Here is a 25,451-nt window from a genome sequence, read left to right as displayed (position 1 = left end):
GCTTAAGCCTGGGTAGCGTATTTCGCCAGACGGGCATCGCCTTTCAGTACAGCCAGAGTGTTGTTGTGCACGTCTTCAGCGGTCACATCGGCCTTGCTGAAGATTTGCTGGAAGTGTTCGTGAGCCACTGCAGCGAAGTGTTCGCGATCTTCCGGAGCAACGCCCAGTACCACCGCGTAAGTGGTCAGTGCTTCGCCATTACCCTTGGCCATGTCTTCGGACAGCTCGTTCATCATGCCATTCATGGCAATCCAGGACTTGCCGCCGTAGGTCAGCGCGCTGTTGGTGCTGCAACCGTTGGTGCCCGAGGTCATGCCGAAGGTGGCGTTACCCGAAGTACCGTTGGTGGTGGAAGCCAGGAAGTGAGCCGGAGTGCCGCGCTGGCCTTCGAACAACATGTTGCCCCAACCGCAGTTCGGGCCACCTGGTGCTTCAGCCATTGCATTGAGGGAGACGACGGTGAAGAGAGTACCGAGAAGGATCCGTTTCATAGCTTTGTTCTCTTTGTGTGCAAACCAATGGACAAGGGTTCAGGCACTTCATAGCGCCCTAGGGATCGGTTATTAGTCCAACCCGCGCAGTTTGGAGTTTAGGCACGTTCCAAGGGTTCCGTGTGTTTTTATAAAACAATCAGAGATGTCGCGATTTTTTTGTAGGACTCATTCGGTGTCTACGCTTTCACAAAGGCTCGCCTTGCCAGAGCGCGCAACGGGGAGCCAGAATGCCGTCATCTGCCCCGCCTGATGTAAGGAAGCCCGATGCCTGATCCTGTTGCTGCCAGCCTGCGTCTAGCGCCCGAAGCGCTGACTCGTCCTTTTTCCGCTGAACAGTTCAGCTTCTCGACCACCAATGATTTGGAGCCCTTTCGCGGTGTGCTTGGCCAGGAACGCGCAGTTGAAGCGTTGCAGTTCGGTGTGGCCATGCCACGCCCCGGTTACAACGTGTTTGTCATGGGCGAGCCGGGCACCGGTCGCTTCTCGTTCGTCAAACGCTACCTGAAGGCCGAAGGCAAGCGCCTGCAGACCCCGGCGGACTGGGTCTATGTGAATAATTTCGATGAACCCCGCGAACCACGCGCCCTGGAATTGCCAGGCGGTGCAGCGGCGGCGTTCATTGCCGATATCAACGGCTTGGTCGACAACCTGGTGGCCACCTTCCCGGCGGTCTTTGAGCACCCGACTTATCAACAGCGCAAAAGCGCCATCGACCGCGCGTTCAACCAGCGTTACGACAAGGCCCTCGATGTGATCGAACGCCTGGCTTTGGAAAAGGACGTGGCGCTGTACCGCGACAGTTCCAACATCGCGTTCACGCCGATGCTCGACGGTAAGGCGCTGGACGAAGCCGAGTTTTCGCAACTGCCGGAAGTAGATCGCGAGCGTTTCCACACAGATATTTCCGAGCTGGAAGAGCGCCTCAACGAGGAGTTGGCCAGCCTGCCGCAGTGGAAGCGTGAGTCCAACAACCAACTGCGCCAGTTCAACGAAGAAACCATCACCTTGGCCCTGCAACCTTTGCTTGCGCCACTGTCGGAAAAATACGCCGAGAACGCAGCTGTCTGCGGTTACTTGCAGGCGATGCAGGTGTACCTGCTGAAAACTGTGGTCGAGCAATTGGTCGACGACGCCAAGACCGACGCCCAGGCCCGCAAGCTGCTCGAAGAGCAATACTGCCCGAGCCTGGTGGTTGGGCACCCGGTCAACGGCGGCGCCCCAGTGGTGTTTGAACCGCACCCGACGTACGACAACCTGTTTGGCCGTATCGAATACAGCACCGACCAGGGCGCGCTCTACACCACCTATCGCCAACTGCGACCGGGTGCCTTGCACCGTGCCAATGGCGGGTTCCTGATCCTCGAAGCCGAAAAAATGCTCAGCGAGCCGTTCGTGTGGGACGCCCTCAAGCGCTCCCTGCAATCGCGCAAGTTGAAGATGGAATCGCCTCTGGGCGAGCTGGGCCGTCTGGCTACCGTGACCCTCAACCCGCAAATGATTCCGTTGCAGGTCAAGGTGATCATTATCGGTTCGCGCCAGCTTTACTACGCGTTGCAGGACGCCGATCCGGACTTCCAGGAGATGTTCCGGGTGCTGGTGGATTTCGACGAAGACATCCCGATGGTCGACGAAAGCCTGGAGCAGTTCGCCCAGTTGCTCAAAACCCGAACCTCGGAAGAGGGCATGGCGCCGTTGACCTCGGACGCGGTGGCGCGGCTGGCGACTTACAGCGCGCGGCTGGCGGAGCATCAGGGCCGTTTGTCGGCGCGTATTGGTGACTTGTTTCAACTGGTGAGCGAGGCGGACTTTATCCGCCACCTGGCCGGCGATGAAATGACCGATGCCGGCCATATCGAGCGCGCCCTCAAAGCCAAGGCCACCCGTACCGGCCGCGTGTCGGCACGGATCCTGGATGACATGCTCGCCGGGGTGATCCTGATCGACACCGCCGGTGCGGCCGTGGGCAAGTGCAACGGGCTGACGGTGCTGGAAGTCGGTGACTCGGCATTCGGCGTACCGGCGCGGATTTCCGCCACGGTGTACCCGGGCGGCAGCGGCATTGTCGACATCGAACGTGAGGTTAACCTCGGTCAGCCGATTCACTCCAAGGGCGTGATGATCCTCACGGGTTACCTGGGCAGCCGTTATGCCCAGGAATTCCCGCTGGCGATCTCGGCGAGCATCGCGCTGGAGCAGTCCTACGGTTATGTGGACGGCGACAGTGCGTCCCTGGGCGAGGCGTGCACCTTGATCTCGGCCCTGTCGAAAACCCCGCTCAAGCAATGTTTTGCCATCACCGGTTCGATCAACCAGTTTGGTGAAGTGCAGGCGGTAGGTGGGGTCAACGAGAAGATTGAAGGCTTCTTCCGTCTCTGTGAAGCGCGCGGTTTGACCGGTGAGCAAGGGGCGATCATTCCTCAGGCCAACGTGGCCACGTTGATGCTTGATGAGAAGGTCTTGCAGGCTGTGCGCGCCGGGCAGTTCCATATCTACGCGGTGCGCCAGGCCGATGAGGCGTTGAGCCTGTTGGTGGGTGAAGACGCGGGTGAGCCGGACGCCGAAGGGCAGTTCCCGGAAGGGACCGTCAATGCGCGAGTGGTCGAGCGTTTGCGTGCGATTGCCGAGATGATCAGCGAGGAAGACTTGAAAGAGGCGGAGAAGGAGTTGGCGCAGCAGGCGCTGGCTGAAGCCAAGCCCACCTGAGTTCTGAGGCCAGGCCGGGTTAAACATGTGGGAGGGGGCTTGCTTCTGATTGCGATAGGTCAGTCATGTAAATGTCGACTGACACACTGCATCGGGAGCAAGCCCCCTTCCACATTTGGAACTGGTTGCGTCACTAAATTGACTTTCTTCTGAGGGACTAATGTCCGTTGGTCCCTACGGCCTTGGTTTGTCGGGTTTTTCTTCTATTCTCTGCTTTAGGGATATTCACAGGAGTCGCTGGATAGAAACAGCCTTGCCCCAGGCCGGGCTGAACACCGATCTGCCGAGGGTCGCCGCCATGCCGCGCAACCTTTGTCTTACCCGCCAGTGCTTTGGCCTGGTCACCCGTATCGAATGCTCCATTCGCCCTCTCGCGGGGGATAACGGGATGTGGACCTTGTTATTTGCCGCCGGAATGTCCGGTGAACAGCCGTCCACCATCAAGTCCCAAGGCCCGTTTCATGGGCCTTTTGCGGCGCAAACCATCCTGGAATCGATTGTGGATAGCCTGACCATGCACGGCTATGAAGTGGCGGGCGACCCACAGATCTGGTGCCTGCATATGCAAGCCCATCTGCGGCAGCTCAATGGCAACCATGAGCCGCTTGCGCTGTAGTGGCGGTCACTTGCTGTCGGGCTTGTCCAGCTTGACCTCGAAGCCGTACTGCACGGTGTTCAGGTCGGTGCGCTGGTAGCTTTCCAGTGCGGTCGGTCGGCCGTAGAAATAATGCACGTCAAACATCGCCGTGCCGTATTCCTCGGCGCGGTGGCTCACCCCAAGGATTTCCTTGAGGTACTGGCCACTGGCGTCCTTGGCGTAGAAGCGCCAGCTGTCGGCCGGGAATTCTTTCTGATCGACGATCAGCGCATTGTCCTTGAGCGACAAGCCCTTGGGCAGCTTGGCCACGTCTAACTCACCTTTCTCGATAGTCGCCAAAAACAGCGGGATTGAGCCCACCACAAACGCCGGGTTTTCCGGGAACAGGGTGAGGTCGTAGGTGAGAGTTCCACGGGCCGGATTCAGCTCGAACGCTTCGGTCGGCAGCTCGATGGGGTCGCCGCGCTCCCCTTTTTCGTCCGCCGTAAAAAAGGTAATCGGCGATTCGCTGCTGTTGCGCTCTGCACCGACCAGGTCGTCATTAAAGGTGAAAGGGTGGTCGAACTCGATATGCGCGGCACTGGCGTCTTCGACAGACTGGCTGATGCTGACGCTGTTTTTCAGTTGTTCTTCGGTCATTGCCGAGTCTTTGAGCCAGCTGGCAGCGCTGTCGTCGTAGACGGTGACCGGCATCGGCAAGGCTTGTACGGTCTTTTCCAGGCTGTTCTTGTCGAAGCGCAACACCGGCAAGTCAAGGTCCTTGCGGGTAACGGACGCCGTGGAAAAGTCCATCACGTTGACCTGCAGGGTATCGATCAAGCCGTTGAAATACACCTTGGCGTAATGACTGCCCTGCTTATGCTCGAAAGCTTTCTGTTCATCCGTCAGTTGTTTTTCGAACCCCTCCGACCAGGCCTTCTGCTTTTGCATCTCGGCCAACTGTTTCTCGTAGAACGCCACTTGCGCGGCACTTTCGTTGATCGAACCTGAGCGTGTGAGGAATTGCCCGGTAGTGTCGCGCGCCTGCACCAGCAGAGGGTTTGGCGACTCGTCGCCGACTTGCGGCGCCAGTGGCTCGCTGTTGGTCAGCTCGATTTCGGCGTAGTTCTTCTCCAGCAGCAGCAAATTGAGGGTGATATTGCCCTCAGTGCGTTTGTGACCCACGTCCTTTTTCGACAGGTCGAACGTCAGCACCTTGCCCGGCGCGATGACTTCGACCGCGCCTTTTAGGGTGACAGGCTGGGGTTGGCTCTTGTTTTCCGTCTCGATGCCGTCGATGAAGGGGTAGGTCACCGTCAGGTCATCGGGGTTGGTCAGGTTGGAGCTGCTGGGGCTTAACTGAATGCCGGGGTCTGTCTCCGACCATTCCGGCTGGAAAGGGATGACTTTGTTGTTGCTCAAGGTGACCGACTGCCATTCCAGGCCATGGGGGAAGGGGAATTGGTCGGGCATGTTGAAACTGAACGGGAAGACCGGCTGCAAATCCGTCAGGTAGTCGGAGTGTGAAGTCTTGCGCAGTACGAACAGGCCATTGATATAGGTATCCACCAGCGCCTGGGGCGTGGGGTAGTGCTTGAGCAGGGCCAGGTTGTCTTCGCCGTACTCGGCCTCGATGGGCTTGGTGGCCAGTTTGACCCGCGCCCGTTCCAGCAATAGCAGCGAACCGCCGAGGTCGGCGACGGCGTCACGCAGTTTGGGGTCTTGGATGCTGTCGAGGGACTGTTCGAATTTGGCGGTTTTCTCTTCGAGGGTCGTCTGCTTCTGCTCGTCGCTGGGGGAGCAGCCGCTGGCCAGCAGCAATGCCGCGCACAGGCCAATGCTGGCCAAAGGGGATCGCACATCCATCATCTGAGTTTTTCCTGTCCGACGTCATCGAGCCGAGTTGAGATGGGCTCGACACTAGCAGAAAAATTCTCTTACAGATGCCGCCTGGGTCAGTTTTCTCGCGCTTACAGGTGTCTTGTAGCGGCTGGTATACTCGCCGCCATTTTTAGCCAAGCTGTGTGAGATCCCATGGAACGCTTTATCGAAAACACTATGTACGCTTCACGCTGGCTGCTGGCGCCGATCTACCTGGGGTTATCCCTGGGTTTATTGATCCTGGCGCTGAAATTCTTCCAGGAAATCATTCACGTGATTCCCAACATTTTCACCATGCTGGAAGCGGAAGTGATCCTGCTGCTGCTGTCGTTGATCGACATGGCGCTGGTGGGTGGCTTGCTGGTGATGGTGATGATTTCCGGCTACGAGAACTTCGTGTCGCAGCTGGATATCGATGAAAACAAGGAAAAGCTCAACTGGCTGGGCACCATGGACTCTTCGTCGCTGAAGATGAAAGTGGCGGCGTCCATCGTGGCGATTTCCTCGATCCACCTGCTGCGCATCTTCATGGACGCCAAGAACGTCGATCCCCAGCACCTGATGTGGTACGTGATCATCCACATGACCTTCGTGGTCTCGGCCTTTGCCATGGGCTACTTGGACAAGCTCACCAAGCACTGATGCCCTGGGTGCGCTGGCCTTACTGCTCGATGAAGTAGTAAGGCTGGCGACCGATCTTCATCTCCTTGATCACGGTGATCTTCCCGCTCAGTTGGCGGGTGTTGTCCAGCAATGCAACGTTGCCGGGTTTGGCCGTGAGAAAACTGTGTAATTCAGCTTCGGTCTGCAGGATCGGCAAGTAGGCCTGCAGATAGAACACGCTCGCCCCGGCGATGCGCTCATTGGGCTGGAACATCACCACGTTCTTACCTTCAGTTTGAAACGCCCTGGCCTGACTGATCACGGGTACGAAGGATTCGCGCTTGTCTGCTTTGGGTGCGAACCAGAACGCAGCCGTCAGGTAGCTGACCATTGCCAGGCTGAACACGCCGATGATCACCCCCCGGTGGTAGCGGTACAGCGCCGGCTTGCGCACCTTGAGCCATTCCAACAGCACACCTGCATATTCTGCTGCGAGCACGGCGGCGGCTGGCGTGAGTGCCATCAGGTAAACGGTGCGCTTGCTGGACGCCAGAGTCAGTAGAGTGAACTGCGCCACCAGCCAGACACTGAAAAACAGGCGGTAGCGATCGCGCACCAGGCTTTTTCGAAAGTGCCACAGGCCCAGGTACACGAGGATATTCCAGGGCAGGAACGCTTGCGGCAGCTTCGCGAAGTAGTAGTAAAACGGCTCGTAATGCCCAGCCTCGACGAACGACCCGCTGAACCGCCCGACGCTGTTGGTCCACAGCACTTCGCCCACGGCCTGCATCCCGCCGCGCTGGAACAGGAAGCCCAGCCAGATCATCAACGGCACCAACGCCAGCACGGTGAACACGCCCGGTTTGAGCCACTCGCCGATACGCAGGCGCTTGTCCATCAGGCTGATGCTGGTCAGGTACACAAAGATCACGATGCCCGGCAACGCGAGGCCCAGCACGCCTTTGCTCAGGGTGGCGATCACCATGCCGGCGGTAAACAGCATCCATGCCAACGCGCTGGAACCCTCACGTCCGGGTCGCACGGCTTGGTAGAACGCCAGCAGCGCGGTGGTTACGCCCAGGCTGAGCAGTGAATCTTCACCCACGCCGCGCACATTGCCCCAGTAACTGGCCATGGTCGCGAGGATCAGCGCTGCGCAAAACGCCAGTGTCTTTGGGCGTCCGAACCTGCGCAGCATTCCATAGAGCAGCATCACGCTGAACAGACCGGCAAATGCCGAAGCCAGCCGTACCGCCCCAGGTGTGCCGCCAAACAGGCGAATCGCTCCGGCGTCCAGCCACAGGCTCAAGGGCGGCTTTTCCAGGAAGGGCTCACGAAACAGTTGCGGTACGACCCAGTCATTGTCCAAGTGCATGGCCATGGCAATGCCCGAGACACGGGCCTCGGTGGAGCCTTGCAGTTCATGGTTACCCAGGGCCAAGAAGAACAGCAGACCTGCAAGCAGGAGCAGCAGAGGAGCGGGACGCGTCATGGAGTCTGGCTACCGAGAGAAGGGGGATCGTTTGAGGGAACGGCTCACAATCGATGAGTATAGGGAGGTGATTCTTAATATTTCATGAATGGGCGTGGGTTATGTCGCTGGGCCAGGAGGTTGACGACCCCCTGGCTTCGCGTGAGGCATTACGAGGCTTTGACTTTGAAGCGACTCAGGCCCTGTTGCATGGAGTTGGCCCGTTCCGACAGGTTCTTGGCCGCCACTGCGCATTGCTGGGAGTTTGCCTGATTCTGCTGGGTGACTTCGTCGATCTGCTCCAGGCCGATGCTCGCCTGTTGCAGGCCGGAAGCCTGTTCGCTGGAGGCTTGGTAGATCAACGACACCAGGCTGGAAACCGTGCTGGTGCCGGTGACGATATTTCTCAACGAGTCGGCGGTGCGCCCGGCGATGATCATGCCGCGTTGCGTTTTGGTCGAGGAGTCGGCAATCAGCGCGGCGGTTTGCTGGGCGGCTTCGGCGCTGCGGGCGGCGAGGCTTCTGACTTCGTCGGCGACCACCGCAAAACCACGCCCCAGTTCTCCGGCACGTGCGGCCTCGATAGCTGCGTTCAACGCCAGCAGGTTGGTTTGAGCGGCGATGTTGTCGATGGTGGTGATAATCGCGGTGATGTCTTTGCCTGAATTGTCGATTTCCGCCATGGCCGCGATCAATTCACTCATCAGTTTGTCACTTTCCCCGGCGTCGGCGCGCGAGGCTTGGGATTGCTCGTCTGCCTTCTTCGCATTGGCGGCGTTGTCGGTAGTCTGCGCTGCCATCTGGGTCATCACGGCACTGATTTCGGTGATGGACGATGCAGAATTGGACGCGCCGTCGGACAGCGACTGGCTCAACTCGGTGACCTGTGCGGAACTGCCGGTGATTTGCGTGGCGCTGGCCTGGACTTGGGAAATGAGGGTGTTCAGGTTACCGACCATTTTTTCCAACGATTTGCCGAGGGTGTCGTTGGGGGAGGACAGGCGTACTTCCAAATCCAGGTCCCCTTCGGAAATACGCTCGGCCACACGCACCTGGCGTTGCAGGCTTTCCGACATATCGTTCAAGGCAAAGGACAATTGGCCGACTTCGTCATCAGATTTCTGCACCAGCCGGCGAGAGAAATCACCCAGGCTGATATTCGCGGCCAGAGCGGCAGCTTCACGAATCGGGCCGACGATTTTCGCTGTGGCAAACCACAGCGCCAGCAATGCCAGCAAGGAGACACCTACGCCGACCGAGACCTGCCAGATGCTGCTCTTGACGCCGCGTGACTGCAGTTCCTGCTCCAGGGCCAAGGCCTGGCTCATGACCACCGCCTTGGGCAGATGGATCAAAATCGCCCACGGCTTGCCGGTGCGCCCCAGATTGATCGGCATCTGTACTTCGATTTCCTGGGAGTCCTGATTGAGCCGGCTGTCTCCCTGGCCTTTTTGCACATTCGCCAACACCTTTTCCCAAGTGCCTGGCAACAAGCCTTTCAGTGACTGGCCAATGAATTCCGGGCGTTTACTGTCAGCCACCACGAGCCCTTGATTGCTCAGGATCGACACGGAGCCTTTGCCGCCATACAGGTCTGCGGACATTTGCTCGCTGAGTTTCTGGATAAATGAGATATCGAAGTCAGCCCCGACCACGCCGTAGAACTTGCCATTGGCAGTGATAGGTACCGATAGCGTGGTCAGCCACACATTTTTGCCTTGCACCACGTAGGGAAGTGGGTCCAGCACGCTTTCTTTCTGGGTGTCCCGTGGGCCTGAGTACCAGCCGCCCTTCAACACGCCATTGGGGTGGCGGGCATCGGAGTCGTACTCAACCAGCGGTTGCACGGCGATATGGCCATCTGAACTGCGTGTCCAGTAGGGGGTGAAGCGACCGGTCAACGGGTTGTTACCGCCCTCATTGATACGAAAGGCTTGGTCCTGGCCGTCCAGCGCATCCGGTTCCCAGCATGAATACGTGCCGTTGAAGTCGGGGTTGTCCTTGAGCACGCTGAGCAGCATCGTATTGATCTGCTCACGACTGAGGGTCAGTGGGCTCTGCGCACTTTTACTCGCTCCCAGCGTATTGGCCATTGTGCGTGCCGAATCCAAGGCGTTCTGCAGTTTTGCCTGGATGGCATTGGCACGCGACTCAGCTAGGTTTTGCACTTCGCGGATAGTGGCGCTTTCAATCAGGGTTGAAACTTCAGTGCCGACATACGCTTGATTGGCGCTTGAAGAATAAAGGCCATATGAGACCAGGCTCGCACACGAGATAAACAGGCAGAGTCCGGCGGTGAAGCAAATTCGAGTCTGCAATGAGTTGAATTTCATGATATTTCCTGCCCATGCTAATAGTCGCCAACATCATCGAATGTCGACATTTCGGTACTTCTTTTGCACAAGGCACGGTGTTTTATCATTGGCTGCTTAGGCATGGAAATGCTGTACAGCGCTTTGAGTTACTTAATGCTCTTTGGGCATCTCTTCGTCGAGCCATAAACGTTCGGTGTTTTTAAAGCCGTAACGCTGGGGCGGTACCCGCGCGACAATTCGGTCGGGTTGTTCGGGATCACTCAGGTCTATTATTTTCGGCGTTACATAAATATTTAGAACGGGCAGAAAGAACACTTTGATTTTTGGTGTCAGTAACGACTCGGGATGTTGTTCTATCACTACACCGATACTGCCACTTTTCAATTGAACGATAGAACCGACCGGGTAAATACCCACGGACTTTAAAAACGCGCGGAATACCTCGTCATCAAAATGCCCTTCCCATGTGGACATTTGCTGGATGGCGACGGCGGGGTCCCAGCCTTGGTTGTAGGAGCGGTCCGAGGTGATTGCGTCGTAGACATCGCACACCGCAGCCATCCGAGCCACCAGACTGATCTGGTCCCCTACCAACTGATGGGGGTAGCCGGTGCCGTCGACTTTTTCGTGGTGATGCAGGCATACATCCACGACCATTTCGCACATCTGCGAAGTCGCTTGCAGGGTTTTTTCCCCTTCCAGTGGATGGGTACGCACCAACTGCAATTCGTCAGTGCTCAACCGGCCAGGCTTGTTGAGAATGGCGCCCGGTATGGCCATTTTGCCGATGTCGTGCAACAGCCCGGCCATGCCGACGCGACGAATCAGTGCGGTAGAGAGGCCCAATTGATTGCCGAGGGCAATCATCAACGCACACACGGCGACTGAATGCATGTAGGTGTAGTCGTCGATGCTTTTCAGGCGTGCCAGGCTGATAAAGGCATTAGGGTGGCGGGCGATAGAGCTCGAAATGTCTTCCACCAATGCACTGATGTGCTCAAGCTCCAGGGCCCGGCCCATGCGGGCATGGCCGAACATCTCGACAACGGCGGTTTTAGCGCGACTACAGATTTCCTGTGCGGCGACTAATTCGTTTTGCATGGATGTGGGGATGGCTGGGACGGCTGGCGCAGCCGCTTGGGCCGTAGCGGCCGGTTGAGTGCCGCAGCCCAAGGCGCACGGTGCCTGCGACGGCTCACCGCCCCGCCAGAATGGCTTTGCCTCGCCATCAGGCGCCTGAAGATCGAGTTCATTGCACTTCAACATGGTATGCCCTCTGTTGATGGTCTTTTTATACGTTGTTCATCAGCCTCCTTGGCTTGAGCAGTGTCGTTTTGCCTTTCAGGTAGGACTCACGGCCTTGATTCGTGCGACTACACGACCTGCCAGGTCATCCGGGCGAAACTTCGCGAGGAAGTCATCGGCCCCGACTTTCTTGACCATGGCCTGGTTGAAACCGCCCGATAGGGACGTGTGCAGCACGATATGCAACTTGGCCATGCGTGGGTCGCTGCGGATTTCGGCGGTCAGCGTATAACCGTCCATTTCCGGCATTTCGATATCTGAAATCATCATCAGAAACTCCTCATCCGGGTTGCGGCCCTCGTCAAGCATGGCCCGAAGGTAATCCAGCGCCTGGCGACCATCGTTCAAGGCGACGACCTCGACACCCACTGTTTCCAGGCAGCGGGTCACCTGTTTACGCGCAACCATCGAGTCATCCACGGTCAGCACTCGCAGGTGTCGAGCCTGTTGATTGACCGCGTCATCCACCACACCAATCGAAATTTCCTCGGACGAGGGCGAGATTTCCGTCAGCACCTTTTCTACATCGATGATTTCAACCAGACGATCATCGGTGCGGGTAACGGCCGTCAGGTAATTGTTGTCACCGCTGCCCTTGGGAGGCGGATGAATGTCTTCCCAGTTCAAGTTAACGATGTGTTCAACTGCATACACCAAGAAACCTTGAACTCGGTTGTTGTACTCCGTAAGTATGATAAAAGCGCTTTCTTTATCTGTGATGCCGGGCAGCCCGGTAGCCATTGCAAGGTCTAGAATGGGGATGCAAGCACCACGGATATTCGCAACGCCACAAATGTTGTTATTAGACTTTGGTAGTAGAGATAGCTTGGGGCAGCGAATAACTTCTCTGACTTTAAAGACGTTAATGCCATACAGCTGTTGGTCGTTAAAGCGGAATAGCAACAATTCCAGTCTGTTCTGACCGACCAGTTGTGTACGGCTGTTAACGGATGCCATTACACCTGCCATACACACCCCTTTGATTCTGGTTGGAACAGCGTTGATGTCGTAATGACATTATCATATGTAGGGGAATGTAAAATATATGTGAAAGCGAAATACTTTTTAGGTTAATCGTTAAAGCGATAGTCAAGCGGATGATGAGCTATTCAAGTGGATGTTTGAAATTAGTTAGTTGGCTAACTTGCTAGTTTAAGTGTTGAGAATGATTAAGATTGGAAGCTAGGATTCAGCAAAGTTACGGCGCCTTATGTGTTCCACGTCCAGCTTTCGGCTAGCGGCGTGTGGCGGTGAGTATCGTCGAGTTCGAAGGGCTGGCTGGTGGTCATGGTGTTTAGTGAGGGGAGGGGGGGAATGGGAGTAAGACGATAAATTATTTTAGAAAACCAGCCAGTCAAATGGCTAGGCGGGCTGATCCATTTCTTGTCTGCTACGCCAGTGTAGGTTGCTAAGTGGGGGGTTGAGAACGCGTTCAGTAGACATATCGTTGCTGGCCATACGTTTGAGTACGGCCATAGCACCTTTAAGTCATGGGAGCCGAGTGAAAATAGGCCGTCGCCTCTGTGACCGACCGCGAGCTTTACGGGGTAAACTTGCAGCTGTGCGTGTACGCCAAGCATCTACACCCACTGCTGCGCGTAGATCGCCTGCTAGAGAACGACGTGGATGTGGGTGAGTTGTAACTGAGCCACTACCGTCTGAGTAAGCGCGCCGAACACCTGCTTCGCCTGAACGAAGAGACGGGCAAATACACCGTCAAACCCGGCAGTGACGTGGGGAGCGGTAAGCCGCATGAGCCGGAGAAGAAGCGCTTATCCGAAATCATTGAGGCGCTTAACGATATCTTTGGTGCCGAAGTGAGGGACGACGACCAGCTGCAGTTCCTTACTTGCATCGCCCAGCGTATCAGCCGTCAGGAAGATGTGATGGCCCAGGTGAACAACCATTCGGTGGATCAAGTGATGCACGGCCTTTTTCCCAAGCGCGTCCTCGATACAGTGTTAGATGCTATGACTGAACACGAGAAACTCTCGCTGGAAGTACTGGATAACGAAACGAAGAGCCGCGCGTTTGCGCTGGTGATTTTGAAGGTGCTCAAGACCGCGGCTTCCTTCGATGAGGCTCGCGTGGGCGGCGCCTAAAGCAGCCGCTAAAATTAAGGAGAAACAGTGGCAATTCCGGATTTTCAAAGTGTGATGCGCCCAGTGTTGAGCACCGTGCAGAGCGGTGCGCCGCTGCCGCTCAATGAGTTGCGCGAGAGGGTCGCTGATCAATTCCAATTGACCGAGGACGAACGCAAGGAGCGCCTACCCTCTGGTCAGCAGACGGTGATCAACAACCGAGTGGGCTGGGCTCGTACCTATTTGAATAAGGCCGGGCTGCTATGCATTCCGGCCAAAGGCATGGTGCAAATTACCCCTCGTGGCCTTGATGCTTTGACCAATGGTCCGCAGCGCATCACTGTGAGCTGGTTGAAGCAGTTTCCTGAGTTTGCGGACTTCCATACGGCCAAACCGCAATCAGTTGACGCTCCCTCCCTGCTGAACGTGGGTATTTCCGAAACCACGCCAGACGAACAGTTGGCCGAGGCGCATCAGACCCTCATGCAGTCCCTGGCAGACGAGTTGCTGACGCAAGTCCGGTTGGCCACCCCCAGCTTCTTTGAACAGTTGGTAGTCGATCTTATGATCGCAATGGGTTACGGCGGTTCGCGTAAAGAGGCTGGTAAGGCTACCCAAGCGACCAATGATGACGGTATCGACGGCATCATCAAAGAAGACAAGCTTGGCCTCGATGTTATCTATCTGCAGGCCAAGCGCTGGGCCAATACGGTGCATCGCCCGGAGATTGACAAGTTTATCGGCGCACTGACTCGCCAGCGTGCGCGTAAGGGGGTGTTCATCACTACCTCTGAGTTCTCTGAAGGGGCTCGCATTGCGGCGCTGGGGCTGGACATCAAAGTGGTATTGATCGACGGTGTTGAGCTGGCGCGATTGATGGTAGATAACAACCTAGGCGTGAGCGTTAAGGATGTTTACGAGGTGAAGCAACTCGACAGTGATTACTTCTCGGGCGAGTGACTTGGAACCTGGCCTGCAGGAGCAGTCAAGGCAACTCGGTGGTGTTGCTGTATGTGAAGTGCTTCAATTACTCGCCTTACCTGTAGGCGGTCTTGATCATTCGGAGCCGGGTGCACACGCTTCACAGGCTTTGAGCTGGCGGTCGGAAATACGTGTAATTTGAGTGCGCACGAGAATAACTCCATTCCACATTTGGTATTCCCAAGATTAGCTTCGGGAAGCTGGGAAGACCAAAACCGGTGAAGCTCAAAAGTCGTCTACGGAAGGTAATGGCGGCGAAAGCCCTGATTTCACTGGATTTCAGGCACAAAAAAAAAGACGTCCGTGGACGTCTTTTTTCGTTGAGCCGGGGTAATCTGAACCGATTCAGTAAGATATTGATTTATATATACTTTTAGTTTTTTTTGCGAGTCTTGGAATACCTTTTGGAATACTGAGTCCATCTCAATTCGCAAACGGCTTGAATTGGCCTGCCATTGTATTCGGTTCTGATCAGAACCTGATTGCTGTTTCCCCCTGCGACTTGCCGTTCGCTTCATTTACCCCAGTTGGCAATGGCACCTATGTAAGGCAATTCCGCAGGATGACTAGAGCGTTCTGCGTGCAGATGTCATAAAGTACGGTGTAGCGGGTCTCTACGTAACGGGCCGACCCGCCGAATTCCCTTGAAGATCGAACGCCGTGGCGACTAAGTTTCTGGTTTTGCAGACTGCCGCTACGAGTGATGCCGAGCTGAAGCAAGGATTCTTTAGCCATGAAATAGTGCTGGAAATACTCTGATGGAATCAGGCTGGGATGCGGATCAGCTGCGGGTGATCGAGGAAGACATGGATATCCGGCTTATTGTCGAGGCAGGGCCCGGAACTGGTAAGACTGCTGTCGCTTGCGCGCGTTTGGCCTATCTTATTGGTGAGGAAGATCTAGAGCCCAGCAACACATGGATGATCAGCTTCACAAGGACCGCAGTCGCGGAAATTCGTGCACGATTGCATTCCTATGTGGGTGATGCGGCCTTCGCTATTCGTATTGCAACTGTTGACTCTCATGCGTGGTCCATTCATTCCGGCCATGACTCGAATGCCAAACTGACTCGATCCTACGAAGAAAACATTGATCGGGTCATCGAGCTTTTGCAGACTGATCCGGACGTCGCAGAAGAACTCTCACAAATAGAGCACGTTGTAATTGATGAGGCACAGGATCTCGTCGGAAGACGAGCAGACTTGGTCGAGGCGCTGGTCAACCAGTTGCCTCAGACTTGCGGTATCACGGTATTCGCCGATGAAGCCCAGGCAATCTATGGCTTCTCCGACGACAGTGTCGCACGTGGGAAAAACATACCTTTCAAGGCGGTGTTGCCGTTACTTGGCCGCCTACGCGCCCAGAATACTCTCGCGTTCATAACACTCTCTCTGAAGGAGATTTACCGTACATCGTCTCCCGGTCTTCGGAAAATTTTCTCGGAATTGCGCCAAGATGTCCTCGACACGACAAGACACCGTGAGGGGTTGCACTGCGCGACAGTAGAACGAATCAGCGAGTTAGCCGATAAGAGCGGGCTGAAGTGGATGGACATGGAAGTCGGCGACTTTACCAGTGCCGACCTTCTGCTGTTTAGAACTCGGGCTGAAGTACTTATGGCCTCGCAATTCTGTAAGCTTCCCCATCGGTTGAGGTTGTCTGGTTACGGCGTCACCCTGCCAGCCTGGCTGGCCATCTGCTTTTGGGATTTTTTCGAGCCTTTGCTCGCGGAGCGCTGGTTCTTTGATCTCTGGGCCTCTCGCATTGAGGGGAAAGCGACGCCCCAATATGGGCCAGCCGAGGCCTGGCAACATCTTATGCGTATCGCAGGGCGCAAGGATGGCTCTATCGATATGCTGAACCTGAGACGGCGCCTTAGCCAGACCAGGCCCCCTGTTGAGCTGACGCTTCCCGAGTACGGCCTCTACGGGCCGATAGTGGGAACTATTCACGCCAGTAAAGGGCGTGAGGCGAGCAGCGTTGTGCTGCTTCTGCCCAATGGCGCGGAGTTCGACAGTATCGAGGAAGAGGCCGAAGAGGTGCGAGTGCTCTTTGTCGGAGCCACGCGCGCGCGCACATCCCTTACTGTAGCAGAATGTGCTGCCTTCAGAGCGTCAACGCTATCCTCGGGTCGCTGCCATAGGTCGACGAGAGCAGGTCAATCGGTGATGGTCGAAATTGGACGTGAAGGAGACTTAACTGCACGTGGTCTGGTTGGTCGCAGTGAGTTAAGTGCAGAAGATGCCTTGGCAGCGCAAAGTTTTCTGACACAAGTCGCCGATGTAGTCACCAGCTACAAACTGGCAGCGGACCCAGACCTCGATTGGCGCTACAGGATTCAGACCGCTAGCGAAACCTTCTGCATCGGTGCACTTTCGCGCAATCTCACCTACGACCTTTGGGACATTCTTGCTCACAGGAAGCAGAAACAAAGTCATAGACCGCCGCTCCGTGTCAACCATGTGCGAGGTCAGGGGTGTGCCACTGTCGTGCTTGGCCCTGACGATACTGATCTTGGAGCCTTGCATCAGCCTTGGGCTTCCTCCGGTTTCGTGCTGATGCCGAGAATTGTTGCGTTCCCCCCCTTCTACTTTAGTGGCCGGAGTTAACTGCCATGCACGATAAATCCCACGACAGAGACCTCGTCGCCCGTAGGCTTGCCGAGGATTTGATCGGGCCACGCGCAGTGGATGAGCAACTGACGACACGGCCATCCGATATCTACCTGACCGGTATTCTGTGGCCTCAGCGCACGGCAATGTTCGGGGAGGATGACGAGCGGCTTGGGGCTGCCGGCAGCGGAACAGGAGACGATAGCGACGGCGAGGCCGAGGCAGTCAGAACGGGGTCGCTACAGAAGCCTTCAGTAGCAGGCATATCGTTCAGTGCTTCTTCCTGCAGCACCCCCCAAGTACGAGTCATCTGTAGCTTCGCTACCTATCGGCTCGAAAAGCATGATGCCAGTGCCACCTGGGTTCGGCAGCCGCACAGGGTCGTTATTCCTGATATCGATCTGTCGGTCGGCACGACCCGTCGGATGCTTTCAGCGGTTACACGTGGGTTGCCGGATGTCGAGCTCAATGTCCGCTGCATTAGCTCAGGGGATACTGTCCTAGTCACTCTGACTTTGATGAATTCAATTGTCTCGGAACAGGTCCGAGACGAGATCGAGGCAGCATTGCTGTTCCAGACGGAGTTGCGCGTAGACCCTTGTGAAGGAACTCATCTGGTACCCAAGCCTCCTCGGCGGGTAACGTCGCTGCGGCAGCCTGGAGACGGTGGGGTCGGCTTCATCAGTGATGAAGAAAGTGGCGCGCTCCTTTACAGAAACGTGGCTGAATTCGCTGTCGGACACGTCTGCTCGGCTGAATGGGAATCCGCTGAGCCCGCAGTCGGGGTACCACCGACGGCAATTTGGGTGGGAACGACCTGGCTTCCCTCGGCTATCGTCGAAAGCGTTGATCCGAATGGTCACGCCTTCTTTTCGGAGCTGGACGCAGGGCCTGGGACTTTCAATCCTCTTTCGGCTCAGGCACTGGCCAGTGCGGACGTCACGTTGCTCCAACAAGGGCTGCAGCGTTTTTGTGATGCTTATGCCCGCTGGATACGCACGCAGCGCAAACGGATCGACGACGTAATGGATGTGCGTGCGGAATTGAAGTACGTTGCGCATGCCAACCTTGCCCGGTGCGAAGAAGCGCTGAAACGTATGTTGGACTCTGTTCATGAGTTAGGGGTCAATCCGCGGCTGCGCCGAGCCTTCCAGCTGGCGAATCTTGCCATGCACCTGCAGCATTCGTGGGACACTTCCAAGAGCCAGCATGGGCCATTGCGCTGGCGGCCGTTCCAGCTCGGCTTTCTGCTTCTCAGTGCGCCGTCGTCGGTGATTCGCGACCACAGGCACCGAGGCGTCATGGACTTGCTCTGGTTCCCGACCGGGGGTGGCAAGACAGAGGCTTACCTCGCCTTGATCGCCTGTATTGCGGTGTATCGCCGTCTCTCCGACAACCCTGATGATCATGGTGGCGTCAGCGCCTTCATGCGCTACACACTCCGTCTGCTGACGACACAGCAGTTCGCACGCTCGGCCGCCATGATCATTGCTCTGGAAGCGATACGTACTGGCCGAGTGGCATCTCCCGCCGGCTTGCCGCTTCAAGGTAACGTGCCTTTCTCGATTGGCCTGTGGGTGGGTGGAGACGCAACTCCCAACAAGCGCACCGATGCATTTGCTTCCCTCCGAGGGGCATTGGAGGTGGCATCACCAAAGCAGCTCGCTCGCTGTCCCGCATGCGGAGAAAAACTGGAGTGGTGGATGGTAAGTGCAACCTCGCCGGTTCAGGTTGAATGCAGGAATAGCTCCTGCACCATGTGCGGGTGCCTGCCTATTTTCACGGTCGACGATGATGTCTACGAAAGCCGACCAACGTTGCTGATCGGAACGGCCGACAAGTTTGCGCAGATCGTTCGGGAAAAAAGGACGAACAGGTTATTCGGCGTTTCAGATGGGGCTCCGCCTGACCTCATAATCCAGGACGAACTGCATTTGATTTCCGGTCCTCTAGGGACGATTGCGGGCGTGTATGAGGCAGCGTTCGATCTTATGTTCGCTGCGCGTGGTCATCGCGCCAAGGTCATCGGCTCCACGGCAACGATTCGTAGAGCATCGGAGCAAGTACTAGCGCTGTTTGATCGCCAGGCGTTCCAGTTCCCGCCTCCGGCAATCGATCATGACAACTCCGGCTTTACCGTGCGTGATCGGGGGGCGGAGGCGATGGGAAGGCGCTACCTTGGTATCACGACGGTAGGTCGATCAGCAAAGTTCACCTTGCAAGCAGTGGCAGGATCTCTACTGCAGACCGCTTATGGGGCTTTCTGTGACGATGTGCGCCGAGATGCCTACTGGACACTCGTCGGGTATTTCAACTCCATTCGTGAGTTGGGCGGGGCGCTCGTCCTTATGCAGGACGACGTTACAGACAGTATTGCCCTTTGCGCAGACGCACGGGGTGAACCGAAAAGACAGCTAAGCAACATCGAGGAACTAACCTCAAGAAGAACTCAGGAAGACATCCGCGACATGCTTGGCAAGCTGGACTTCAGAGTGGGGCTCCCAGGCGCAGTCGATGCAGTGCTTGCGACCAACATGGTCAGTGTTGGCGTGGACATCTCTCGACTGGGGCTGATGCTAGTCAACGGGCAACCCAAAACCATTGCTGAATATATTCAGGCCACAAGCCGTGTGGGTCGGGGGAAAGTGAGTGGGCTTGTTGTCTCGGTGCTGAACAACGCCAAGGCGCGTGACCGCTCCCACTTTGAGGCCTTCTGCAGCTGGCATCTCACGCTTTACAGGGATGTGGAGGCCACCAGTGTCACCCCGTTTGCCTCTAGAGCTCGGGACAGGGCACTGCACGCAGCGCTAGTGGCGGCCGTACGGCATCTTGTTCCCGACATGCTCGATTCTCCAGAAATGAGCGAGTATGCAGAGAACAAGGCGATGGACCTTATCGACCTGCTTGTAGAGCGAGCGAAACGAATCGATCCCGAGGAAGTTGATGTCAGGGAAGAGCTTGAAAGTTACCTGGACACTTGGATAGCAAGACAACCGACGGTCTACTGGAGCGATTTCAAAGGCGGAAGTTCACTTCTTCAGAGTGCCGAGCGCGCCGCCGCTCGCCAGGCTACCAATCGCCGCACTGGGGCTGCCTGGCCGACCCTCAATTCCATGCGCACCGTCGAAGCGGGCACCCCTTTCAGGATGGCCCCTGGCCTCAGGGATAAGGACGATACATATGAAAGATGAGCTTCAGGAGTTGCGACGCAGCGCGGTCGTTTCGACATTTGGTCCCGGTTCCGTTGTGGATTTCCGCTCAGGCGGCGGCGCAGTGTCCGGCATTGCTGCGGGCCTCGAAGAGTGGGACCGCTCGTTCAGCCCTGCCGGTCTGGCCCACCCGCAGGTCGTTCGAGAGCCTCGCTTGCAGAAAAAGCTCGGCGTCAAGGGCTTCAGAACTCCCCCCGTCGTTACCGATCGGGGGAAAGATGAGGCACCCGATACCCGCCGCCTTGTAGCCGTGCGTTTTCCGAAATGGTTGCAGTGCCCCGCCTGCGATTTGATCAAGCCACACAACCGGTGGGCAAATGATCCGGGTAACGCCTATCGCTATTGTCCGACATGCACAGCAAAGAATCCCGGATCTGACAAGATCTTTGTAATCCCGGTCCGTTTCGTTATGGCTTGTAAACATGGTCACGTAGACGAGTTTACCTGGGACTGGTGGGTGAGTCACAAGCCGGAGTGCTCGGCTGCAAAACGTGAAAACTCGGATCGTCACCCAGGCCTTATTCTTCGAGCCGAGAAACCCGGTCTCGCCGGGCTCATCCTCAGTTGCCCCAAGTGCGGAGCCCGTCGTTCTATGGACGGTGTTTTCTCGAAACGGACCTGGGAGCATGGTCCCAAGTGCCGTGGGCATCGACCATGGCTAAGCAATGGCGATGAAACATGCGGCAGAGAACAATATGCTGTTCAGCGAGGTGCATCCAACCTGTACTTTCCGGTGGTCGATTCGGCTCTCAGCATTCCGCCTTGGTCCGACCGCCTTCAGGAGGATCTGGGGAGTTGGTGGAGTACCCTCACGAATCTTGATGACCTGTCGAAGCTGGAGGAGTACATCGATCTGCTTGTCAGAGGTGAACTGGGAAGCATCATCCAAGCGATGAACATATCGTCTGCGGAATTGGCCGAAAGGGTCAGAAACCGCCTCGCTTCGTACGGGCAGCTGAAAACCGACGACCTGCGTCCTGAGGAATACCGCCAGTTCGTAACAGACTCCGGAACTACTCGGACCCCCGACTTTGAAACCCGTCGAACAGTAGTATCCCCAAAAATAGCTCTATGGGTATCTCAAGTCGTGAGAGCGGTACGCCTTCGTGAAATCCGTGCGATCAAAGGGTTCACGCGGATCAACCCACCCGGCGACCCGGACTCGTCTGAAGTAGCGCGACTTTCCAAGACGGCACTCGACTGGTTGCCTGCGATCGAAGTGCGTGGAGAGGGCATTTTCCTCGCGCTCAATGAAGAGCGATTGTCCTGCTGGGAAAAACGATCAGACGTCACCACGCGCGTTTTTGACTGCGAAACTCGGCATCGAGCTGACTGGAAGGAGCGGTATGGAGAGGGGTCTAACCCGCCTGTTGAAATTACCCCTCGCTACATGCTTTGCCACACCTTGGCGCACGCTCTCATGCGTCAACTTACGCTGGAATGCGGGTATTCCTCCGCTTCACTGCAAGAGCGTATCTACGCAGGGAGCGGCGATGAAAGGATGGCTGGGCTGTTGATTTACACTGCGACACCCGATTCGGATGGCACGCTTGGCGGCTTGGAGCGGCAAGGAAAAGCGGAGCGCATCGAGGGTATCCTGCAGCGGGCGATCGACTCCATCGAGTGGTGCTCATCCGACCCGCTGTGTATCACGGACATGATGGGCGCTATTAACAATTACTCGCATTCGGTGTGCCACGCCTGTTGTCTTGCCCCAGAGACATCATGCGAAGCATTTAATAGCTTTCTTGATCGAGCTTTATTGGTCGGTGACGGAACGGGTTCGGGGCTCGGATATTTTGAAGAAATGCTGAGGAGTAGCTGATGGCGATACTATGGCCAAGGAAGCTACCACGTTCCGTTTTGGAGGACCCACGGCGCAAAGCAGAGGTTCGTGTCTATGACCGTCTAAGTGAAGTGCTGGACAACACTTTCCATGTCTTCTATTCGAGCCCGTGGTTGGGTACCGACAGGTTCGGAAATGAAAAGGATGGTGAATGCGACTTTCTGATCGCTCATGCTCGTCATGGCATCCTTGCGATAGAGGTCAAAGGCGGCAAGGAAATATCGTTCGATCCACTGGACGGTCAGTGGCGCAGCACTGATCACAGGGACTTCGTCCACAAAATAAAAGATCCAGTGTCGCAGGCGCGCAGCGCTAAACATGAAATTCGTAAACGGCTCACTGAAGCGCTCAAGGGTCAGAAGCGCATGATCCATGCTACCCATGGGGTCATATTCCCTAGCGCGGGATCACCTCGTGGCAACCTTGGAGCCGATCGCCCGGCCCACATCTTTTGTTGTTCAAACGAGTTTCAGAACCACCTGCATGATTGGATCGCGAGTCGCATGAAGGAAGGGAATCGGCCCGATAATTGTGATTCTCTGGGGCGCGATGGATTGGTTGCTCTGGAGAAGCTTTTGGCTCACCCTTTTACGCTGAGCTTTCGTATCGGTGCCGCACTGGCGGAAGCTGATGGAGAGTTTCGCGTCCTTGAGCCCGCTCAATATCATATCCTTGATATCATCGCGGACATCCCCCGGGCGTTGATCCAGGGAGGGGCAGGGACAGGTAAAACCGTGGTCGCAATCGAGGAAGCTCTCCGGTCTGCGGCTCGTGGCAAGAAGACTCTCCTGAGCTGCTATAGCCGACCTCTCGGAATATACCTCGAACGAAAGTTGAAAGCCGTAGAGAATCTTACGGTCGCCAGCTTTCATGGGCTGTGTGGTCGCGCGGCTGTTCAGGCAGGCATCAAGCTGTCTGCCGACACGAATGACAGCAATTTCTACGAAAGCGTGCTGCCAGAAGCTCTCTGTAAGGCCATGGAAATCAAGCCTTCCCTAAAATGGGACACCGTCATTATTGATGAGGGCCAGGACTTTCGCGCTGAATGGTGGCTTGCAGTCGACTCCTGCCTGACTAGTGGCGGTCAACTCCGCGTTTTCTTGGATAGTAACCAGAAGATATACGGTAGCGCGGGAAATGGCGTCCAAGACCTGAGTGTGGTTCCGATACGGCTTTCTCGGAATTTTCGCAATACAAAGAACATCCATATCGCTGCCTCAGTGCACTATTCGGGCGTCGAGATAGTTGCCGATGGTCCAGATGGTCTCGATGTTTCCTGGATCACCGCTGAGAACCCTACTGCAAGAGTTGACGCAGCCTATAAAGAACTGCGGCGGCTCGTATACCAAGAGGAGGTAGCTCCAGGCAACATCGCCGTACTGGTTAACGGGAAGGCCGAGCGAGCGAGCATTGTCGAAAAAGGTAGCGGAACAAGTATTTCGTTTACTGACGCTGAGACGTTGGTACTTGAGGACATAGTCGTAGACACCGTTAGGCGATTCAAGGGACTGGAGCGGTCGGCAGTGATCCTCGTTGTAAGCGGAGAAGATATGGAGCAGCGAGAGCTTGCTTATGTCGCATTCTCGAGGGCGAGGGGGTATTTGTGCGTTGTTTGCTCAGATGCGGACTTGGCGTGGCTTTCCGAAAAAAAATGACTCGATATCATGTGGTATCTGGACTTGGCTCTGGTCGCTGGCGACCCACCTAGGTTCAGGCGCGTTTAACGCTTCGCTTCTTCGCAGCGTGTGCAGCCAACTGCTCAAGTGCGTACTGGATTGCATACGGCGCTGGTCGGTAGGTGGCCGACTCTTGGCTACTCAAGTAGTAGCGCATAACCCGGTCCGTGATGCCGAGTGCGGTCGCTGCTGCTTCTTGGGTGATGCCTGCCGTCTTCAGAAGGCCGCGCAGGTAAGCCGGGGAGGGGTCGTGCAGTGAGGCGTCTGGCTTTCGAGGGTACATGTCATCAGTCCCTTATCCCGTATACCCGGGTGAGTGGTTTTCCCTGAAACCCCAATGAAGAAGACATTTGTGCCGCTAGCTGCCATGCGCTTACGAAAAAGCCGTGCGAGGCTAGCGTCACGTCCCCGCGCTTAGGTGTTTTTTGATGAGCTCCACCCCATGCAACACACACCAAAGCTCGTCATCAGTTTTTCTCTCTGCGAGCGCGTCAATTCCTGCTTATTCCTCAGCCTCCGTGTTGGCAGAGTGAGCGGGAGTGACTGCAAAGTAATACTCGTCATCGGCATGCGGATCGAATTTAGGGCGAGCGATGAGACCCTGGTCCAAGGCGTATTGAAGCACGTCGCGTACTTCCAGCCAGCCGTCCGGCTTGATCAACCTCAGCGCTTCAATGGTTTTGATAATTTCTCGCCAGCCAGTTTTTTCTGGCTTGATGGTGTCTAGCAACGTGCTCAGGATCAGCTGCTGGCGCTCGGTTTGATTCATTTCTATCACTGGCCTCATTTCCTCTTCGGTTAGTGTCGCTACTTTTTGGACGACATCGGTGCCGTAGTGGCGAATGAATTCGTAAGCTTCTTCGCGGCTCAGGTCGCCTTTGATGATCTCAACGCGGTCACGCATCGGCTTGTCAAAGTGAACGATGGTGACGTCGTATTTACCGCCGCCGACTTGGACAGAAAGCGGTACACCTGTGCGCTCGCGGGTCTCCCGCACAATGCGAGTCTCTGCAAGCTGTTGCAGTTCTGCCTGGGTCACGACGTCCCACGCAGGCCGCTCAAATAGATCCGGGTACACTCGGTGTTTGGTTAAGAAGTAGCGCTTGGATAGCTCGATGCAGCTCTCGCGGTTGCAGTCGGGTGTTTTGATCACATAAAGAAACGGTGTCTTTAGGTTCTTTTCGCGCCAGTTGTTGCACTTGCGGAGGCTGGAAAACTCGACGGTTTGAACCAGCTCGCCATTATAAAACACCTCGAAGGTCAGAAGCGCTTTAGCAGGCTTGGCTTGTTTTTTGAGTGTCATGTCATCCTGCTCCGTGAGTATTAGGGCCCGCTTGGTTTTGCCCTGCGTGATACTGGGAACATTGTTCCTGCTTGGCAAGAGCTTTTTCACGCACTAACTCCTTGAATCAGCGTTTTTAGTAAGATGAGAAAGCCGATCTTACCGTGGTGAGGCAATCGCCCAAACCTGTCGAATCGAGATGCTGGTGAGCAACCATCACTGTATCTTTTTCCGCTGAATTATCACGCACACGGCTACCGAACTCTGGCAAGAGTGTATTAGCAATAATTTAACGGCTATTTGAAAAGGCTGAACAGATATCGCCTCATCATGGTGATGAAAAACATGCAGGCAGCAATGTACTCGTAATTCACCACCGCCTAGCAGCCGGGTTTTGTAAGGTGACCGGCTCTGT

The 25,451-nt window shown here is 56.1% G+C and carries 15 protein-coding genes and 1 pseudogene; 9 read left to right on the top strand and 7 right to left on the bottom strand.

The window, feature by feature from the left end; genetic code table 11:
• Positions 1-2: 2 nt before the first annotated feature.
• The gene (locus tag AOA61_RS28975) at positions 3-491 is read right to left on the bottom strand and encodes a DUF3015 domain-containing protein (RefSeq protein WP_027605327.1); all 489 of its coding nucleotides are present in this window, start codon (positions 489-491) and stop codon (positions 3-5) included.
• 267 nt (positions 492-758) lie between these two features.
• Between AOA61_RS28975 and AOA61_RS28970 the strand changes: the two genes are divergently transcribed.
• Positions 759-3,197 (top strand): Lon protease family protein, encoded by a 2,439-nt coding sequence (locus AOA61_RS28970; protein ID WP_032884683.1) that lies wholly within the window; start codon positions 759-761, stop codon positions 3,195-3,197.
• Positions 3,198-3,495: 298 nt separating this feature from the next.
• Positions 3,496-3,813: a hypothetical protein gene (locus tag AOA61_RS28965; RefSeq protein WP_032884774.1), complete on the top strand. Its 318-nt coding sequence runs from the start codon at positions 3,496-3,498 to the stop codon at positions 3,811-3,813.
• A gap of 6 nt (positions 3,814-3,819) precedes the next feature.
• Here the strand turns inward: AOA61_RS28965 and AOA61_RS28960 are convergent, their stop codons facing one another.
• Positions 3,820-5,643 (bottom strand): hypothetical protein, encoded by a 1,824-nt coding sequence (locus AOA61_RS28960; protein ID WP_099603243.1) that lies wholly within the window; start codon positions 5,641-5,643, stop codon positions 3,820-3,822.
• A gap of 165 nt (positions 5,644-5,808) precedes the next feature.
• On the opposite strand from AOA61_RS28960, the gene AOA61_RS28955 reads away from it, so the two are divergent.
• A complete protein-coding gene (locus tag AOA61_RS28955; RefSeq protein WP_005791582.1) occupies positions 5,809-6,297 on the top strand; it encodes a TIGR00645 family protein in 489 nt (162 codons plus the stop codon).
• A 19-nt stretch (positions 6,298-6,316) separates the two neighbouring features.
• Here the strand turns inward: AOA61_RS28955 and AOA61_RS28950 are convergent, their stop codons facing one another.
• The 4 genes from AOA61_RS28950 to AOA61_RS28935 all read right to left on the bottom strand — a co-directional run bounded on the left by AOA61_RS28950 (position 6,317) and on the right by AOA61_RS28935 (position 12,318).
• Positions 6,317-7,750, bottom strand: a complete 1,434-nt coding sequence (locus AOA61_RS28950; protein ID WP_099603242.1) for a glycosyltransferase family 39 protein — start codon at positions 7,748-7,750, stop codon at positions 6,317-6,319.
• A 149-nt stretch (positions 7,751-7,899) separates the two neighbouring features.
• Positions 7,900-10,062 (bottom strand): methyl-accepting chemotaxis protein, encoded by a 2,163-nt coding sequence (locus AOA61_RS28945; protein ID WP_095186248.1) that lies wholly within the window; start codon positions 10,060-10,062, stop codon positions 7,900-7,902.
• 132 nt (positions 10,063-10,194) lie between these two features.
• Complete coding sequence (locus AOA61_RS28940) at positions 10,195-11,310, bottom strand: HD-GYP domain-containing protein (RefSeq protein ID WP_099603241.1); 1,116 nt, start codon at positions 11,308-11,310, stop codon at positions 10,195-10,197.
• A 75-nt stretch (positions 11,311-11,385) separates the two neighbouring features.
• On the bottom strand, positions 11,386-12,318 hold the full coding sequence (locus AOA61_RS28935; RefSeq protein WP_032884688.1) for a chemotaxis protein CheV: 933 nt from the start codon (positions 12,316-12,318) through the stop codon (positions 11,386-11,388).
• A 587-nt stretch (positions 12,319-12,905) separates the two neighbouring features.
• Between AOA61_RS28935 and AOA61_RS28930 the strand changes: the two are divergent.
• The 6 genes and pseudogenes from AOA61_RS28930 to AOA61_RS28905 form a co-directional block, all read left to right on the top strand.
• Positions 12,906-13,451, top strand: a pseudogene (locus AOA61_RS28930) (type I restriction endonuclease subunit R); the annotation flags it as partial.
• Between the two features lie 27 nt (positions 13,452-13,478).
• Positions 13,479-14,390, top strand: a complete 912-nt coding sequence (locus AOA61_RS28925; protein ID WP_081797595.1) for a restriction endonuclease — start codon at positions 13,479-13,481, stop codon at positions 14,388-14,390.
• Positions 14,391-15,169: 779 nt separating this feature from the next.
• Positions 15,170-17,020 carry a UvrD-helicase domain-containing protein gene (locus AOA61_RS28920; protein WP_099603240.1) on the top strand — a complete coding sequence of 617 codons (1,851 nt, stop codon included), beginning with the start codon at positions 15,170-15,172 and terminating at the stop codon, positions 17,018-17,020.
• A 5-nt stretch (positions 17,021-17,025) separates the two neighbouring features.
• A complete protein-coding gene (locus tag AOA61_RS28915) occupies positions 17,026-20,214 on the top strand; it encodes a helicase-related protein (protein WP_099603239.1) in 3,189 nt (1,062 codons plus the stop codon).
• Positions 20,204-22,057, top strand: a complete 1,854-nt coding sequence (gene drmB, locus AOA61_RS28910) for a DUF1998 domain-containing protein (RefSeq protein ID WP_099603238.1) — start codon at positions 20,204-20,206, stop codon at positions 22,055-22,057. Before AOA61_RS28915 ends, drmB begins: the two co-directional genes overlap by 11 nt.
• Entirely contained in the window at positions 22,057-23,733 is a 1,677-nt protein-coding gene (locus AOA61_RS28905) for an NERD domain-containing protein (RefSeq protein WP_099603237.1), read from the top strand. The genes drmB and AOA61_RS28905 overlap by 1 nt, the downstream gene beginning before the upstream one ends.
• A 523-nt stretch (positions 23,734-24,256) precedes the next feature.
• On the opposite strand, the gene AOA61_RS28895 is transcribed toward AOA61_RS28905, so the two are convergent.
• On the bottom strand, positions 24,257-25,147 hold the full coding sequence (locus tag AOA61_RS28895; protein WP_143521279.1) for a hypothetical protein: 891 nt from the start codon (positions 25,145-25,147) through the stop codon (positions 24,257-24,259).
• Between the last annotated feature and the right edge of the window lie 304 nt (positions 25,148-25,451).

This window comes from Pseudomonas sp. 2995-1 (genome assembly GCF_002742505.1).
Lineage (GTDB): Bacteria > Pseudomonadota > Gammaproteobacteria > Pseudomonadales > Pseudomonadaceae > Aquipseudomonas > Aquipseudomonas sivasensis.
This window is presented reverse-complemented; position numbering and strand designations above follow the sequence as displayed.